The 16960-nt window shown below is 72.5% G+C and carries 13 protein-coding genes and 1 pseudogene; 9 read left to right on the top strand and 5 right to left on the bottom strand.

What is annotated here, in order from left to right; translation table 11 throughout:
- The first annotated feature begins 215 nt into the window (after nucleotides 1-215).
- Both CCN51_RS34010 and CCN51_RS34015 read left to right on the top strand, forming a co-directional pair.
- On the top strand, nucleotides 216-1022 hold the full coding sequence (locus tag CCN51_RS34010; RefSeq protein WP_014180903.1) for a putative protein N(5)-glutamine methyltransferase: 807 nt from the start codon (nucleotides 216-218) through the stop codon (nucleotides 1020-1022).
- Between the two features lie 281 nt (nucleotides 1023-1303).
- Nucleotides 1304-4831, top strand: a complete 3528-nt coding sequence (locus CCN51_RS34015) for an AfsR/SARP family transcriptional regulator (protein WP_014180904.1) — start codon at nucleotides 1304-1306, stop codon at nucleotides 4829-4831.
- 76 nt (nucleotides 4832-4907) lie between these two features.
- Here the strand turns inward: CCN51_RS34015 and CCN51_RS34020 are convergent, their stop codons facing one another.
- Both CCN51_RS34020 and CCN51_RS34025 read right to left on the bottom strand, forming a co-directional pair.
- Nucleotides 4908-5378 carry a hypothetical protein gene (locus tag CCN51_RS34020; RefSeq protein ID WP_014180905.1) on the bottom strand — a complete coding sequence of 157 codons (471 nt, stop codon included), beginning with the start codon at nucleotides 5376-5378 and terminating at the stop codon, nucleotides 4908-4910.
- Between the two features lie 70 nt (nucleotides 5379-5448).
- The gene (locus tag CCN51_RS34025) at nucleotides 5449-6132 is read right to left on the bottom strand and encodes a response regulator (protein ID WP_043487926.1); all 684 of its coding nucleotides are present in this window, start codon (nucleotides 6130-6132) and stop codon (nucleotides 5449-5451) included.
- A gap of 146 nt (nucleotides 6133-6278) precedes the next feature.
- On the opposite strand from CCN51_RS34025, the gene CCN51_RS34030 reads away from it, so the two are divergent.
- Genes CCN51_RS34030 through CCN51_RS34040 form a run of 3 tightly spaced genes read left to right on the top strand, consistent with a single transcriptional unit; the run spans nucleotide 6279 to nucleotide 9332 of the window.
- On the top strand, nucleotides 6279-7274 hold the full coding sequence (locus CCN51_RS34030; RefSeq protein WP_014180907.1) for a Bug family tripartite tricarboxylate transporter substrate binding protein: 996 nt from the start codon (nucleotides 6279-6281) through the stop codon (nucleotides 7272-7274).
- On the top strand, nucleotides 7271-7840 hold the full coding sequence (locus tag CCN51_RS34035) for a tripartite tricarboxylate transporter TctB family protein (RefSeq protein WP_014180908.1): 570 nt from the start codon (nucleotides 7271-7273) through the stop codon (nucleotides 7838-7840). Before CCN51_RS34030 ends, CCN51_RS34035 begins: the two co-directional genes overlap by 4 nt.
- Nucleotides 7841-7844: 4 nt before the next feature.
- On the top strand, nucleotides 7845-9332 hold the full coding sequence (locus tag CCN51_RS34040; RefSeq protein ID WP_014180909.1) for a tripartite tricarboxylate transporter permease: 1488 nt from the start codon (nucleotides 7845-7847) through the stop codon (nucleotides 9330-9332).
- Between the two features lie 74 nt (nucleotides 9333-9406).
- On the opposite strand, the gene CCN51_RS58165 is transcribed toward CCN51_RS34040, so the two are convergent.
- Nucleotides 9407-9586, bottom strand: a complete 180-nt coding sequence (locus CCN51_RS58165) for a hypothetical protein (protein WP_014180910.1) — start codon at nucleotides 9584-9586, stop codon at nucleotides 9407-9409.
- A gap of 309 nt (nucleotides 9587-9895) precedes the next feature.
- Between CCN51_RS58165 and CCN51_RS34050 the strand changes: the two genes are divergently transcribed.
- The gene (locus CCN51_RS34050) at nucleotides 9896-10276 is read left to right on the top strand and encodes a GntR family transcriptional regulator (RefSeq protein WP_014180911.1); all 381 of its coding nucleotides are present in this window, start codon (nucleotides 9896-9898) and stop codon (nucleotides 10274-10276) included.
- 113 nt (nucleotides 10277-10389) lie between these two features.
- A complete protein-coding gene (gene ddaH / locus CCN51_RS34055) occupies nucleotides 10390-11166 on the top strand; it encodes a dimethylargininase (RefSeq protein ID WP_014180912.1) in 777 nt (258 codons plus the stop codon).
- A 15-nt stretch (nucleotides 11167-11181) separates the two neighbouring features.
- Here the strand turns inward: ddaH and CCN51_RS34060 are convergent, their stop codons facing one another.
- Nucleotides 11182-12279, bottom strand: a complete 1098-nt coding sequence (locus tag CCN51_RS34060) for a DUF5925 domain-containing protein (protein ID WP_043487928.1) — start codon at nucleotides 12277-12279, stop codon at nucleotides 11182-11184.
- Nucleotides 12280-12478: 199 nt separating this feature from the next.
- Between CCN51_RS34060 and CCN51_RS34065 the strand changes: the two genes are divergently transcribed.
- Both CCN51_RS34065 and CCN51_RS34070 read left to right on the top strand, forming a co-directional pair.
- Nucleotides 12479-13846, top strand: coding sequence for a glycoside hydrolase family protein (locus CCN51_RS34065; protein WP_014180914.1), 1368 nt, complete (start codon nucleotides 12479-12481; stop codon nucleotides 13844-13846).
- A 160-nt stretch (nucleotides 13847-14006) separates the two neighbouring features.
- Entirely contained in the window at nucleotides 14007-14801 is a 795-nt protein-coding gene (locus CCN51_RS34070) for a hypothetical protein (RefSeq protein ID WP_014180915.1), read from the top strand.
- Nucleotides 14802-14944: 143 nt separating this feature from the next.
- On the opposite strand, the pseudogene CCN51_RS34075 reads toward CCN51_RS34070, so the two are convergent.
- Nucleotides 14945-16960 (bottom strand): annotated as a pseudogene (locus tag CCN51_RS34075) (lipopolysaccharide biosynthesis protein); the annotation flags it as partial.

The following is a 16960-nucleotide window of genomic DNA, read 5'->3' on the forward strand; positions in this document are numbered from 1 at the left end:
CAAACGTGTGCGAGGGCCCGCTGCCCGGGGCGGGCCCTCGCACACGTTTGCGCCGCCGACCGCCTCGGGTACAGTGATCGCGGCTTCAGTAGCAACGACCGAGGAGGTGAGACCCATTACCGCTGTGTCAGGTCGGGTGCTCTCATCTCACGGCCGTGCGGTCCCTCAGGGATAGGTGACCGCGGGAGCGCCCACAGGCGTTCCGAAAGGCTCCCATGTCGGTCTCACCGTCACTTCTTCCCCTCTCCGCCATCGTCACCAGGCTCCGGGCCGTCGGCTGTGTCTTCGCCGAGGACGAGGCGCGACTGCTCGTCACCACAGCCCGCACCCCCGATGAACTCGCCACCATGGTCGACCGGCGCGTCGCGGGGCTTCCCCTGGAACACGTCCTCGGCTGGGCGGAGTTCCACGGTCTGCGGATAGCCGTGGACCATGGCGTCTTCGTACCCCGCCGGCGCACCGAATACCTCGTCGACCAGGCCGTCGGCCTCGCCCGGCCCGGGGCCGTCGTCGTCGACCTGTGCTGCGGCTCGGGTGCGGTGGGCGCCGCGCTGATCACGGCGCTGGGTGCGGACTCCCCGATCGAGCTGTACGCGGCCGACATCGAGCCCGCCGCGGTGCGCTGCGCCCGGCGCAACATCCCCGCCGACAAGGGCCGGGTGTACGAGGGCGACCTCTACGAGCCGCTGCCCGCCGCGCTGCGCGGGCGCGTCGATGTCCTGGTCGCCAACGCCCCCTACGTACCCACCGACGCCATCCGCCTGCTGCCCCCGGAGGCCCGCGACCACGAACCGCGCGTCGCGCTGGACGGCGGCGCGGACGGGCTCGACGTGCAGCGGCGGGTGCTCGCCGAGGCGGCCCAGTGGCTGGCGCCCGACGGCCATCTGCTGATCGAGACCAGCGAGGGTCAGGCGCCGCGTACCGCCGATACCTTCGCCCGGCACGGGCTGATTCCCCGGATCGCCGGATGCGAGGAGCTGGGCGCGACCGTCGTCATCGGCACCAGGCCCGCGACGGTCTGACTTCAGAAGCGCACGTCCGGGCCCCTCGCAGAGGCACACGTCGGCGCGTCCCCCAACGCGCCGACGTGCCGGGGCCGCCGACCTGCCATCCCCCGTCAAGCAGGTCGGCGGCCTTCCCGAGGCGCCGCTCCGGTCCCAAAATCGGAGCCGCTGAGAACACTCTGCCGCACGGGACTTGGACGAAATCTTGAGGAAACCTTGGACGCTCCTGCACGCGGCCTGCCGAATTCGCGAGAAGATCAGGGCGCGGGGGGAGAGAACCAGGGTTGGGGGAGGCTCATATGGACTTCCGGGTCCTCGGCCCGGTTGAGGCGTGGTCCCAAGACCGGCACGTCGACCTCGGGCACGCCAAGCAGCGTTGCGTGATCGCGGTCCTGCTGGTGGAGGCGAACCGCGTGGTGCCCGTAGGGCAGTTGATCGACCGGGTGTGGGGCGAGGAGCCCCCGGCGTCCGTGCGCAGCGTGCTGTACGGGTATGTGGCGCGGCTGCGGGCGGCGCTGCGCGCCTTGGAAGAAGGCGCAGTGGGGGCGGGCGCGGCGGCCGCCGGGCACGACGGCGCCCGGCTGGCCCGGCGCGCAGGTGGCTATGTGCTGGAGGTGTCGGCCGAGTTGGTGGACCTCCACCGGTTCCGCGGCCTGGTTGCCGAGGCCGCGGCCGCGGAGGAGGACCCCACGCGCGTCGCCGGGCTGCTGCGCGGGGCGCTCGGGCTGTGGCGCGGGGAGGCCCTGTCCGGCCTGTCCGGCGACTGGGCCTGGAACATGCGGGAGCGGCTGGGCAGCGAGCACATCGCGGCCCGGCTGGCGCTGGGCGACGCGGAGCTGCGGCTGGGCCGCCACGGCGAACTCCTGCCCGAACTGCGCGATCTGGCCGCCGCCCACCCGCTGGACGAGCGGGTCGTACGGCAGCTCATCGTGACCCTGTACCGGTGCGAGCGGCAGGCCGAGGCGCTGGAGGTCTACACCCGCACCCGCGAGCGGCTGGCCGACGAGCTGGGGGTCGACCCAGGGCCCGAACTCCAGGCGCTGTACCAGCGGATCCTGGCGGGCGACCTCGATGTACGCCCGCCCGCACAGCCCTCGCCCCACGCCGCCTCCGCCACCCCCGCGCAGCCCGGCCCGCAGAACCACAGCGGCCCGCGGCTGATCCCCGCCGAACTGCCACGCGCCGTACCCGGCTTCACCGGCCGCGCAGAGGCCGTCGCCCGGCTGCACGCCCTCGTCCCGTCCGACGGCCCGGCGCCCGACACCGGCACGGTGGTGATCTCCGCGATCGGCGGCACCGCGGGCGTGGGCAAGACCGCCCTGGCCGTGCACTGGGGCCATCAGGTACGGGACCGGTTCCCGGACGGCCAGCTGTACGTGGACCTGCGAGGCTTCGACGGCAACCGCGAACCGCTGCGCCCGCGCGACGCCCTCGGGCAACTGCTGCGCGGACTGGGCCTGACGCCGCAGGAGATACCGGCCGACGAGGACGAGATGATCCGCCGCTACCGGTCCCTGCTGGTGGACCGGCGGATGCTGATCCTGCTCGACGACGCGGTCTCCGCCGAGCAGGTGCGCCCGCTGCTGCCCGGCGGCCCGTCCTGCCTCGTTGTGGTGACCAGCCGCAACCGGCTGGGCGGCCTGGTCGCACGGGAGGGCGCGCACCCCCTCATGCTCGACGTACTGGCCCCCGAGGAGGCACACGCCCTGCTGGTCGCCGTCCTCGGGGAACCGCGGGTGGCGGCCGAGCCGGACGCCGTGGCCGAACTCGCCCGGCTGTGCGGCTACCTCCCGCTCGCGCTGCGCGTGGCCGCCGCCCAGCTCGCCTGCGAGCCCGGCCGGCGCGTCGCCGACCTGGCGGCCGAACTGGCGGAGGGCAGCAGGCTGGCGGTGCTGGAGCTGGAGGACGACGAACGGTCCGCGGTCCGCGCCGCCTTCGACCTCTCGTACCGGGCCCAGGGCCCCCGGGCCCGGCTGCTGTTCCGTCGGCTCGGCCTGGTCCCGGGCCTGGAGTTCGGCGCCGGGGCCGCGGCGGCGCTGCTGGACGACACCGAGGAGCAGGCCGCGCAGCTGCTGGCCACCCTGGCGGGCGCGCATCTGATCGAGTCGCGCGGGGAGGGCCGCTACGGCTTCCACGACCTGCTCCGCGAATACGCCTGGGAGCGGCTGGAGTCCGACGACATGGCGGGGGACGACCCGGCGGCGGACGACCCTGTGGGGGATGACCCTGCGGGGGAGCCGACGGCCGCGCGGGACCGGCTGTACGCGTGGTACCTGCTCGCCGCGGACGCCGCCGGGCGCATCCTGTACCCGCAGATCCCCAGGCTGCCGCGCGAGATGGCCGAGGCGGCCGAGGTGGCCGAGGTGGCGCCGGGGCACTGCGGGGACCGCGAGGACGGGCCGTACGCCCCCTTCGCGGCGGGCTTCGAGAGCTTACGCGTCCCTCAGGTCCGCGCACCGATGCTGCTCGCCGACGAGGTCGAGGCCATCGTATGGCTGGAGGCCGAGCGGGCCAATCTGCTGGCCGTCATCGAGCGGGCCGCGCGCCAAGGGCCGCGCGCCGTGTCCTGGCATCTGACAGACGCGCTGCTCGGCTACTTCTGGCTCTGCCTGCCCCGCGGCACCTGGCAGGTCACCGCGCAGAGCGCGCTGGACGCCGCCGTCGCCGAGGGCGACCGGCGCGGTGAGGCCGCCATCTACTACAACATCGGCTTCGCCCTGTGGGACCTCGGCGTCCTCGGCCAGTCCGCCCTCCATCACCAGCGCGCCATCGAACTGCACCGCGCCATCGGCTGGTCCCCCGGCGAGGCGGCGGCGCTCGGCGGACTGGCGTACGTGGAGTGGGAACAGGCCCGGCTGGACGACGCGCTCGGACACTTCGACGCCGCGCTGGCGATCCTGCGCGAGCTCGGGCAGACCGACGCCGAGGCGCTGGCGCTCATCGGCGTCGGCCTCGTCCACCGGGACATGGGCCGGCTGCCGGAGGCCGTGAGCGACCTGGAGACGGCGCTGCACATCCGGCGCAAGGCCGGAGTCCGCTACGAGGCCAACCACCTGGACAACCTCGGCATCGCGTACTGGGAAGCCGGCCGGCTGCGCGACGGCCTGGAAGTCCTCGGCGAAGCCGTGGCCATCAACGAGGCCGTCGGCTACCGCAACGGCCACGCCGTGGCGCTCCAGATCACCGGCCGGATCCAACTGGAGTGCGGGCGCCATGAGGAGGGTCTTGAACACGGCGAGCGCGCGCTACGGCTCGCCGTGGACACCGGAAACCGCCGGATCCAGTCCGACGCCCTCAACACCATCGGCGAGGCCCACCGACGCGCCGGGCGCGGCGAACAGTCGGCAGAGAGCCACGAACGCGCACTGCTCGCGGCGCGCGCCGCGCAGAACCGGCGCGCCGAGGCGGACAGCCTGCTCGGCCTCGCCGCTGCTTACCGCCTCCTCGGTCACTCCGAGGCCGCACTGGCCCGCGCGGACGAGGCCCGGCAACTGGCGCGGCGCTGCGGCTTCAGACTGGTCGAGGGGCAGGCCCTGACCGAACTCGGCGAGATCCACGCCGCCGCGGGGCGGTACGCGCAGGCGCTGGCCCGCGCGGTCGAGGCGGTCGCCGTGCAGCGGGAGTCGGGCCACCCGCTGGGCGAGGCCCGAGCCCTCGACCTCATCGGCCGGGTGCCGGACGCCGTACCGGGAGCCGTACCGGACCTGGCCGTGAGCGGCGAGGAAGAGGAGGCGGAGAGGGAGGTGGCCGGGGACGGCAGGGCCCGTGCGGCCCGGCGCCGCGCGGAGCAGATCTACACGGCCACGGGGGCGCGGTCCGCGAGTTGAGCCGCCGTTCCCACGGCAGGTCCCGCCTCAGGCCGCGCCCCTGGTCTCGCCCCGGGGCCTGCCCCAGGTGGCGCGGTCAGTCCAGGTCGTCGCAGATCTGGCGGGCCTTGTCGAGGTTCTTCTTCACCTCGCTGTTGCCGAAGTCGTAGGTCGCGGCATGCTGGTTGCGGGCGATGAGCAGGGCCTTCGCCAGCGGCTTGTACCGGGCGTCGCCCGCGGCAGCCGCCGCGGAGAGCGTGATGGCCCCGCCGAAGCGGTTGAGCGCGATCTCGCCCTTCGCACCCTTCGCGACGTAGTCCGATGGCTCGAATCCGCTGAGCGCGTCGCAGGCGCCCCGAGCATCGCCCGCCGCGCCGCCCGCGGACGAGTCGCCGCTGACCGCCCAGGCGACACCGACGCCCGCGCCGCCGATCAGGATCCCCACGATCAGCGCGGCGGCCAGGGCTCGGGGGGACTTACGCGGCGCCGGAGCGGTGGCCGGAGCGGCCGGAAAGGCCGGAGCGGCGTCCGGCGGTATGGGCGCGGAGGCAGGCTGCTGTGACGACATGCGGACAAGATAGCTGCTCAGCGGGGCTTTGACGGGGGCGGGTGCGCCTCAGTGTGTGCCCCGGCCGCCGTCAGGCGATCCAGCGGTAGCGGCGCTCCGGGCGGCCCGTGCCGCCGTAGCGCAGGGTGACCTCCACCCGACCCGTCTCGGCGAAGTACTCGAGATAGCGGCGGGCGCTCACCCGGGAGAAGGCGCCCGCCTCCGCGCACTCCGCCGCCGAAAGCCCCTCGGCATGCTCGCGCAGCGTGCGCTCGACAAGGCTCGCGGTGTGTGCGGCCAGGCCCTTGGGCAGCTGCTCGCGCGAGCGGGAGCCGCGCGGGCGGGTGCCGAAGATCTGGTCGACGTCCTCCTGACTGGCCTCGCCGAGCGAGTCGAGGCGGGCCCGCAGGGAGGCGGCGTGGCGCAGCTGCTCCTGCAGGGCGGTGCGGTCGAAGGGTTTGATGAGGTAGTGCAGTGCCCCCGCGCGAAGCGCCTCGCGTACGGCGTGCGGGTCCTTGGCCGCGGTGACGAACAGCGCGTCCACATGGCGGTGTTCCGGCTGCTCCCGCATCCGGCGCAGCACACTGATGCCGTCCATGTCCGGCAGATACACGTCCAGCAGGACCAGGTCGGGACGGAGCGCGTCGGCGGCGCGCAGCGCCTCGGCGCCCGTGTGGGCCACCCCCGCGACCGTAAAGCCGTCTAGGGCCGCCACATAGCGGCTGTGCAGCTTGGCCACCATGAAGTCGTCGTCGACCACCAGCACTCTCGTCATCGAACGCGCCTTTCCGTTGCCTTCCCCGTGTACGCAACGACCACAAGGTCTCTTAATACCGAAAGAGAGACAGCGCGTTAACCCACCGGCAACATGTGGCGCGCCTCACACAGACACCCACGCAAGAACAGAAAGGCGGTGTCACCGTGCGTCTGAGTCCGCGTCTGCGTACCCCGCTCGCTCTCCTCTCTGCGGCTCTGATCGTGCTCCTCGGGCCTCCGCTGCTCAGCTCCGGCAGCGGCTCCGCCACCGGTACCCATATCCCCGGCCTGCGCCTGATGGTGCCCAACACCCCAGGTGGAGGCTATGACATCACGGCACGTACGGCGGCCAAGAGCGCCGAGGACGCCGATCTGAGCCGCAACATCGAAGTGTTCAACCTGCCCGGCGCGGGCGGCACGGTCGGGCTCAGCCGCCTGGTGGCCGAGCGCGGCAACGGCAAGCTCGCGATGTCCATGGGCCTGGGGGTGGTGGGCGCGGTGCACACCAACCACGCGCCGTCCACCCTCGCCGATACGACGCCGATCGCGCGGCTCACCCAGGAGCCGGACATCGTGGTCGTGGCCAAGGGGTCCAAGTACCGAAACTTCGATCAACTGGTGGCGGACTGGCGCAACAAGCCCGGCTCGCTGCCCGTGGGCGGCGGCTCCTCGCCGGGCGGTCCTGACCATCTGGCCCCCATGCTGATGGCCAAGGCCGCCGGGATCGCCCCGAAGAAGGTCAACTACATCCCGTACGACGGCGGCGGCGAACTCCTGGCCTCCGTCCTCGGCGGCAAGGTCGCCTTCGGCGTCTCCGGCGTCGGCGAGTACCTGGACCAGATCGAGGCGGGCGAGCTGCGGGTGCTCGCGGTGACCAGCGACAAGCGCCTGCCGGGCCTGGACGCGCCGACGCTCAAGGAGTCGGGCCTCGACGTCTCGTTCACCAACTGGCGCGGCATCGTCGCCCCGCCCGGACTGACCGACGCCGAGCGCGACAAGCTGATCGACCTGGTCACGAAGATGCACGCCTCGAAGCAGTGGCAGGAGGCGGTGCGGCGCAACCGCTGGACCGACGCCTTTATGACGGGGGACGAGTTCGGACGCTTCCTGACCGCCCAGGACAAGCGCGTGGACACGGTGCTGAAGGAGCTGGGACTGTGACGGACAGCCACGCGGACACCAACACCGACACAGCCAACAACACAGCCAACAAAACAGACACCGGCACAGGGCTCAGAGCGTTCCTGCGTGGCCGCTCCGAACTCGGCGTCTGCGCCCTGCTGCTGGCCATCGGCGTCCTCGTACTCACCGACGCCCTCACCATGGACACCGACTTCGCCCAGCGCGGCCCCGTCGGCCCCAGGACCGTGCCGATCGTCGTCGGTGTCGCGCTGCTGGTCGTCGCCGTACTGCTGGCCGTGGACGTGCTGCGCGGCGGCAAGGGCGAAGCCGAGGGCGGCGAGGACATCGACCTGGCCGCGCCCGGCGACTGGCGCACCGTCCTGCTGCTGGCCGGTGTGTTCCTCGCCAACGCCTTCCTCATCGACCCGCTCGGCTTCCCCATCTCCGGCGCCCTGCTCTTCTGGGGCTCGGCGTACGCCCTCGGCAGCCGCGCCTTCCACCGCGACCCGCTGATCGCGGCCGTGCTCTCCACCGTCACCTTCTTCGTCTTCGACCGGCTGCTCGCGGTGCCGCTGCCCGGCGGCCCGCTGATGGAGGTGCTGTAACGCGATGGACTCCCTCTCCTCCCTCCTCGACGGCTTCGGCACCGCCCTGAGCCCGGTCAATCTGCTGTGGGCGGCGGTCGGCGTGCTGCTGGGCACCGCCATCGGGGTGCTCCCCGGCATCGGCCCGGCCATGGCGGTCGCACTGCTGCTGCCCGTCACGTACGGGCTGGACCCCACCGCCGCGTTCATCATGTTCGCGGGCATCTACTACGGCGGTATGTTCGGCGGCTCCACCACCTCCATCCTCCTCAACACCCCCGGTGAGACCGCCGCCGTCGTCGCCGCCATGGAAGGCCATCCCATGGCCCGCTCCGGGCGCGGCGCCCAGGCGCTGGCGGCGGCCGCCATCGGACACTTCGCGGGCGGCATGATCGGCACCTGTCTGCTGGTCTTCCTCGCCCCGACCGTCGCCGACCTCGCCGTCGACATCGGTGCGCCCGACTACTTCGCCATCATGGTGCTGGCCTTCATCGCCGTGACGTCCGTGCTCGGCAGCTCCCGCATCCGCGGCTTCGCCTCACTGCTGATCGGGCTCACCATCGGCCTGGTGGGCCTCGACCAGATGACCGGGCAGCAGCGGCTCACCTTCGGCTCGCTCCAGCTCGCCGACGGTATCGACGTCGTCATCGTCGCGGTCGGCCTCTTCGCCATCGGCGAGGCGCTGTGGGTGGCCCTGCATCTGCGCCGCCGCCCCGACGAGCCCATCCCGGTCGGCCGCCCCTGGCTCGGCAAGGCCGAGCTGCGCCGCACCTGGAAGCCCTGGCTCCGCGGCCCGGCGATCGGCTTCCCGTTCGGCGCGATCCCGGCGGGCGGCGCGGAGATCCCCACTTTCCTGTCGTATGTGACCGAGAAGCGGCTCTCCAAGCACCGCGACGAGTTCGGCAAGGGCGCCATCGAGGGCGTGGCAGGACCGGAGTCGGCCGCCTCCGCGTCCGCCGCGGGCACGCTCGTCTCGATGCTCACCCTCGGCCTGCCCACCACCGCGGTCGCCGCGGTGATGCTGGCCGCCTTCCAGCAGTACGGCATCCAGCCGGGACCGCTGCTCTTCGAACGCGAACCGGACCTGGTGTGGGGGCTGATCGCCTCGCTGTTCATCGCCATGGTGATGCTGCTGGTGCTCAACCTGCCGCTGGCACCCGTATGGGCCAAGCTGCTGCGCATCCCGAGGCCGTATCTGTACGCGGGCATCCTCTTCTTCGCGGCGGTCGGCGCGTACGCGGTGGGCGGTGAGCCGCTGGACCTGGTGATCCTGCTGATCATCGGCCTGCTGGGGCTGCTGATGCGGCGTTACGGCCTGCCGGTGCTGCCCGCGGTGATCGGCGTCATCCTCGGGCCGGGGGCCGAACAGCAGCTGCGGCGGGCCCTGCAGATCAGCGACGGGAGCATGTCGGGGCTGGTCGACACGCCCTTCTCGGTGACCGTGTATGTGGTGATAGCGCTGATCCTGTGCTGGCCGTTGGCGAAGCGGCTGGTGCCGGGAAGAGTGCGTTGAGTTTGCGGTGAGTTCGAGACAGCGACACGCCGTAACGTCGGCGTGTCGCTGTCTCATACTCACCACAAAGGTGCTCACCACCAAGACATAGGCAGTGGGCCCTTGGCCAGCCCCCGGCCCCGGAGGGCGCGGAGCGTGCCGGTCATGCCCGACCAGTAGCGGCCGCGCCGGTCGGTGTGGGCCAAGCTGAACGCGGCGACGGCGCCGTCGACGACGGCGACCGAGGTCAGCTCGCGGTCCAGGGCCCGTCGCACAGGAGCCGACGACCTGTCCGTCGGCCTCCGCGACCAGCAGCCGGTACTGCCGCTCGGGCGGCGCGCCGGCGACTGTCCAGGCCACTGTCTCCGGTGTCGCTACGAGATACGGGAAGGCGGAGCGCCGCGCCTCGGCGACGGCCTCGGCGTCCGCGGCACGGAAATCGCGCACGATCAGCGTCATGGTGCCGCAGGGTACGGCCCCGCCGCCCCGCGCCGCCTCTCCATTTCCGTGTCTGCGCCCCGCCCGGCCGACCGTGGCACACAATAGGTGCGACAAACCCGCCCGCACGCCCTGGAGCCCAGCCCGTGGCCTTGAAGATCACCGTCGACCCGGATTCGGCGACGGCCCCGTTCGAACAGATCCGCGCCCAGATCGCCGACCAGGCCCGCTCGGGGGCCCTCCCGGTGGGCTACAAGCTGCCCACCGTACGCGGCTTCGCCGAGGAGCTGGGGCTCGCGGCGAACACCGTGGCCAAGGCCTACCGGGCGCTGGAGTCCGACGGAGTGATCGAGACCCGAGGCCGCCACGGCAGCTTCGTCGCCGCCGCGGGCGACGCGGCCGCACGGGAAGCGGCGAGCGCCGCGGCGGCCTACGCCCAGCGGGTCCGGCGGCTCGGCCTGGACCGGGCGGCCGCGGAGACCGCCGTGGACGAGGCGCTGCGGGCGGTGTACGCGGCGGACGCGTGACGGCGTGCGCCTGGCGGACGGCCGAAGCCTCGAACGGCCGGGCGCGTGCCGCACCATAGAGGCCCGCAGCGGACCAGGACCAGGACCAGGACCAGGATCAGGATGGAGCCCCCATGCCCAGCGCCAAAGCCATCGTCCGGCGGCCCAGCCCCCGCCTCGCCGAAGGGCTTGTCACCCACATCGACCGCAAACCGGTCGACGCCGCGCTGGCGCTGCGGCAGTGGGAGGTCTACGTCGTGGCGCTGCGCGCGCACGGCTGGGAGCCGGTGGAGGTGCCCCCGGCGGACGACTGCCCGGACGGCGTCTTCATCGAGGACACGATGGTCGTCTACAAGAACGTCGCGCTGATCGCCCGCCCCGGTGCCGCCTCCCGCCGCGCCGAAATCGCCGACGTGGAGGAGGCGGTGACCGCGCTCGGGTCTTCGGTGAACCGGATCCGCGAACCGGGCACCCTGGACGGCGGGGACGTCCTCAAGATCGGCGACACCCTCTACGTCGGGCGCGGTGGCCGCACCGACGCCGACGGCGTACGGCAGCTGCGCGCCGTCTTCGAGCCGCTGGGCGCCCGGGTGGTGGCGGTCCCGGTCAGCAAGGTGCTCCACCTCAAGTCGGCGGTCACCGCCCTCCCCGACGGCACGGTCATCGGCTATCCGCCGCTGGTCGACGACGTACGGGCGTTTCCGCGCTTCCTCCCCGTCCCCGAGGAGTCCGGCGCCCATGTCGTCCTGCTCGGCGGCGGCAAGCTGCTGATGGCGGCGAGCGCGCCCAAGAGCGCCGAGCTGTTCGCGGACCTCGGGTACGAGCCGGTGCCCGTGGACATCAGCGAGTTCGAGAAGATGGAGGGCTGTGTGACCTGCCTGTCGGTGCGCCTGCGCGACCTGTACGCCTGACGACAGAGCCCCGCGTCACAGATACAGCCCCGCATCCGCGTCGGCCGACTGCGACGGCACCGACGCGGGCCGGGTGCCGCGCCGCAGCGCGTACAGCTCGGCCAGCGTCGCCCCTTCCCGCCCGATGGACTCCTCGCTGCCCAGCCAGCTGACGGCCTCCGCGCGGGTGAGCCGCCCCACCTCGATCCTGGCCAGACAGCGGCCGGGGCGGACCACCGCCGGGTGCAGCCGCTCCAGGTCCTCGTTGGTGGTGACCCCGACCAGCACGTTCCGCCCCTGGCCGAGCAGCCCGTCCGTCAGATTCAGCAGCCGGGACAGGGCCTGGCCCGCCGTGTGCTTGGCCTCGCCGCGGATCAGTTCGTCGCAGTCCTCCAGCAGCAGGAGCCGCCAGCGGCCCTTGGCCGAGCCGTCGTCCTCACCGATCGCGATGTCCATCAGATAGCCGACGTCCGAGAACAGCCGCTCCGGGTCGAGTACGCAGTCCACCTGGCACCAGTCCCGCCACGAGCGGGCCAGCGTGCGCAGCGCGGAGGTCTTGCCGGTGCCGGGCGGGCCGTGCAGCAGCAGGAGCCGGCCCGCGATGTCGTCGGGGGTGACCTTCATCAGCCCGTCCATGGCCTCGGCGACCGGGGCGGTGTAGTTGCCCCGGATCTCCTCCCAGGTCCCGGCGGAGATCTGGCGTGTGGTGCGGTGCGGGCCGCGCCGCGGGGAGACGTACCAGAAGCCCATCGTCACGTTCTCCGGCTGGGGCTCCGGCTCGTCCTCCGCGCCGTCGACGGCCTGCCGCAGCACCTTCTCCGCGAGGTCGTCCGAGACGGCCGTCACGGTCACATCCGCGCCCCGGTTCCACCGGGACACCAGCAACGTCCAGCCGTCGCCCTCGGCGAGGGTCGCGCTGCGGTCGTCGTCCCGCGCGGCGCGCAGCACCTTCGCGGCGGGCGGCAGCAGCGTCATACCGGACTTGACCCGGTCGACGGAGTGGCTGCGGGCGTACGGCTGCTCGCCGGTCGCGAACCGCCCGAGGAAGAGCGCGTCGACGACGTCGGACGGGGAGTCGCTGTCGTCGACGTTCAGCCGGATCGGGAGCGACTGCTCCGGGGGTGTGGTGGGCAGGGCCTGCCTCCTGGTCGGGCGGGACGGTGCGGCGGTCAGCGCACACCCGAGCCATGATTCAGCACGGGGGTCCGTCGCGCACCTGGGTTTGGGGGCGTTTACCGAGCTGTTCTCGAAGAAGCCCGCCGAATGGGGGCGTTCATGGATACTCTTACCCGATATGGGGCGTCATGAGACGGGGCGTCATACAGGGGGACGGATGGTGTTATCGCGCGGCGGGCGGTGGCGGATCGCGGGACTGCTGGGCATCGGCGTGGCGGCCCTGGCGCTGCTGCTCACCACGTGCGCCGGCCGGCCGGGGGACGACGCCGGGCGGCGGGGCGCGGACCGGACGCGCGAGCGGCCCGTCACGGCGGCGCCCGGCTGGGGCCTCACCCACACCCAGTACAGCGCCGACCGCGGCACCGAGCAAGGCAGGCGCGCGGCGGAGAAGACGCTCTCCGCCGAGCCGCTGACGCAGAACCAGCACATCATGGGCTGGGGCGCGAGCAACCCCGAGCCCTCGCCCGGCCGCTACGACTTCGCCGACCTCGACCGCCGCGTCGACCTCATGCGCAAGACCGGCGCCACGCCCGTGCTCACCCTGTGCTGTGCCCCCGACTGGATGAAGGGCGGCAAACCGGGGGACACGGACTGGTCGCAGCAGGCGCTGGAGACCGCGCCCACCCCCGAGCACTACGCGGACTTCGCCGAGCTCGCGGGCAAGGTCGCCCGGCGCTATCCGGACGTGCGCCACTTCATCGTCTGGAACGAGCTCAAGGGGTTCTACGACGACGACAAGAACCGCTGGGACTACGAGGGCTACACCAAGCTCTACAACCTGGTCTACGCGGAGCTGAAGAGGCAGAACGCGCACAACCTGGTCGGCGGGCCGTACGTGGTCGCGGACAGCGAGCCGCCGGGCGGGACGGGCGGGCCCCCTGTCGTGAGCGGGCCCTGGGGCTCGCTCGACCAGCGCTCCGCCGATGTGATCACGTACTGGAACCGGCACAAGGCGGGCGCGGACTTCGTCGTCGTGGACGGCTCCAGCTACACCCGCGAGGGCGATCAGCTGCTGCCGGACGAGTTCGGCGCGACCGCCAAGTTCACGGATGTGACGCGCTGGCTGCGCGAGACCACGCAGCTGCCGGTGTGGTGGGCCGAGTGGTACGTGGAGCCGCCCGACGCCGACGACGACCGCGACGGCTGGAGCGAGCCGCACCGCCTCGCCGTGCAGGCCGCGGCGATGACCCGGCTGGCCCAGGGCGGCACGGCCGCCGCGCTCTACTGGAACCCGCAGGAGACCGGCGCCAAGTGCCCCGGCTGTCTGTGGCGCAGCACCGAGCTGGCGGACGGCGGCGGCCCGCTGCCGATGATGGACCTGCTCGGCCGCTTCGCCCGGGAGTTCCCGCCCGGCACCCGCTTCCGGACCGTGGACATCGCCGCCGACGACCGGCCGAATGTCGTGGTCCTCGCGGACGACGACGCGCTGCTGGTGGTGAACACCCTGAAGCGGCCGATCCATGCTCAGATCGACGGCCGGTCGTTCGACATGGACGGGTACGAGGTGCGCTGGTTCAAGCGCTGAGCGCGGCTGTGGTTACGGAGCACTTTCCGGGCCATTCACCGCAGGGCCATGCCGCCCGCCCATGCTGAGGCCGTTCGACGCGGGCGACCACGTGACCGTATCCGTATATCCGTGCCCGCCTCGTGATAACGCGACAGCACGAGCGAGAGAGATCAACGCAATGCAGCGACGTTCCTTTGCCTCCGCGGTTTCCGCGGCCGCCGCGGCGCCGTTCCTGATGGGAGCGGCGCCGGGCGGTGGCGACCGCCCGGAGAGCGCGGCGGCCGCGGCGGCCGACAAGCGCCTCAAGCGGGACATGGTGGCTTCTCTGGAGGACGAGCTCCAGGACCGGGACACGGCGCGGGCCGTGGCCGCCTGGATCTACGACATCGGCTTCGACTGGACCCCCGCGACCGCGCCGATCGGCGAGGTCGACTTCCTCATCGCCTACGCCTTCGGCAACCGGCCGCCCGCGAACGGCGGCGACCCGACGAAGGTGCTCGCCGAGCCCGGTCCGATGAACGAACAGCTCGCCGACACGGTGGCCCGGATCAGGGCCGAGCGCACACTGCCGGTGTACGCGCAGTGGGAGATCGCGCACTTCCTGACGGAGAAGTACAACATGTCGCAGGTCACCGCCATCAACCCGGTGATCGCCGCCGATGGCACGATCACCTATCTGAGCACGGACGGCGTCGCGGCGCAGGTCGCGGAGAAGCGGAAGGCCACCCCAGGCGGTGTGGGGACGGCGGGCGTCGTCGGATGGCGCGACCACATCAAGCGTTGCGTGCTGACGACCGAAGGCCGCGGTATGAAGGCGTTCGCGCCGGAGGGCTTCACCATGCCGGACACCTACGACCCCGAGTCGGGGCAGCCGTGGACCCGGCGCCGCGATCTGTACTTGGTGCACGACATGAACGCGCAGTGGCAGATGAAGCGGACGGAGCTGATCGCCCGGCTGTATCCGAACGGCTGACTCGGCAGACGCGGCGTCGGCCAGGACGGCCGGCCAGGACGGCAGGACGGCCGGCCAGGACGGCCGGCCAGGACGGCAGGACGGCCGGCCAAGACGGCAGGGCGGCCAACCAGGACGGCTAGGACGATGGCCAGGACGGTCGGTTACGACATCGTCCAGAAGCGCTGCCCGAGCGACGCCAGCAGCACGGCCAGCAGCGGCAGCGAGAACCAGAACGAGCCCTGCAGCCACCGCAGCCGCCGAACACTCGGCCGGACCGTCACCCGCACCACCTCACGCGCCGTCAGCAGCGCGATCAGCGCGACCGCCGCGAGCGCGCCGAGCACCGACCACGGCGTCCAGGTGATCCGCGGCCCGGCCGGTCCCGGTGCGGGTCGCGGCACCGGTCCGGGTGGCCGCCGCGTCAGCTCGTACAGCGCCGCGTCGTCGTTCGACAGCACCCGGCGCAGCTCGGGCCGCCGGTCGAGGGAGCGCAGCAGCCGCCGCTCCCAGCCGGCCGAGTAGCCGGAGTCCAGCCGCAGATAGACGGACTGGCCCCGGCCCACCATCAGATACGAGTTCGGCCCCGCCTCGTGCAACGCCTCGACCAGGCCGTCGACGAGGACCGGGTCGCGCGGCGCGAGCGTCGGCAGATAGCTCACCCGCTCCATGTCCCGGTCCCCCCACGGCATCGCCGGGGTGACGTTGTTGACGGTGTCATTGCTCAGCCACAGCACACGCACGGTCGGCTTGTCGTGGGCGTACACGTACTCCATCGCCGCGACCTCGCCCGGCCGCACCCGCTCGAACGTCTCATTGCCCCAGCGGGCGACCAGAAAGCCGAACATGAGCACGAGCCCCGCCATCAGGGCGGCCACCGGGCCCAGGCCCCGGCGGGCCGACACGACGCGCGGGAACAGCGACAGCGCCCCCAGCGCACACGCGCCCGGCAGCGCGAACATGAACACGCGCAGCGCCATTTCCCCGCCGTACGACTGCATGCCGAAGCCGAGGAACGGTACGAACGTCAGCACCACCAGCGACCGCTCCGCGAACCCCGCCGCGCGCCGCCGCAGTACCCCCCAACAGGCGAAGGCGAGCACCCCGCCCGCGAGCGCCACACGGGTGTAGAGCACCAGCTTGTGCACGCTGCTGCCGCCCTCGATACGCCCCGAAACGGACGAGGACACATTGCCGCCGACCCCGCCGACCCCGCCGAACAGCTCGTCGAAGTGGCCCGACCAGTACGGCTCGGCCAGGAACCCGACCCACACCGCCACCATCACCCCGCACAGCAACGGCAGCCCGACCAGCTCCGACCGCCGCACCAGCACCAGCGCCGTCACCACCCCCAGCATCATGAACGGCGTCAGCTGGTGCGCCGCCACGGACGCCATGAACAGCACGAGCAGCAGCCCCAGCAGCGCGCCGCGCTGCCCGCGCGTGGCGTCGGCCACCTCGGCCTCGCCCGGCCAGCATCTCCCGCGCAGTACGCGCGGCTCCCGGAACCACACCAGCAGCACGGCGACGAAGAGGAGGTAGAAGAGATACGTGAAGCCCTGCGGCGAGAAGTAGTCCTGGCCCACCCAGCCGCACAGCGCGAACAGCCAGGCCGCCGTCCACTTCGCGCGCCAGCTCGCGCGCAGCGACCGCAGCAGCACCATCATGGGCGCGAGGTAGAGGAGCTGAAGGGCCGTCGGCCACCAGCGCAGCACGTCAGTGAAGTCCTCGACACCCCCGGCCCGCGCCAGGAACTCCGCCCCCGCGAAGAACCCCGGCCAGCTCCACCGCGCGTCCAGATCCGGTGCCGCCTCGCCGGTCCGGCCGATGTAGTCCAGAAACCCGACATGCTGCCACGCGGTCGCGAACCGCGGCTCGCCCTCCAACACGGCGGGCACGGCGTGCAGCGACACCACCGTCGCCACCAGCGCCACGGCCAGCAGCCCCTGCCGGGGCCGGGCCGGCCACAGCGCGCCGACAAACGCGACCACCAGCAACGCCGCCCCGAGTAACGTCGCGCGCGGCAGCACGGAGACGAGCCCGAGGCCGCCCATGCCGTCCAGATCGCCTTCGCCCATCCGGCTCACCGGCACCCAATAACACGCGAGCGCGACGCCCAGCATGAGCCACAGCCCCGACGTCACGACGCGCCCGCGCCGGGGCGCGTCGTGACGTCGGGG

Origin of the sequence: Streptomyces milbemycinicus, assembly GCF_002154605.1 — a bacterium.
Taxonomy (GTDB): domain Bacteria; phylum Actinomycetota; class Actinomycetes; order Streptomycetales; family Streptomycetaceae; genus Streptomyces; species Streptomyces milbemycinicus.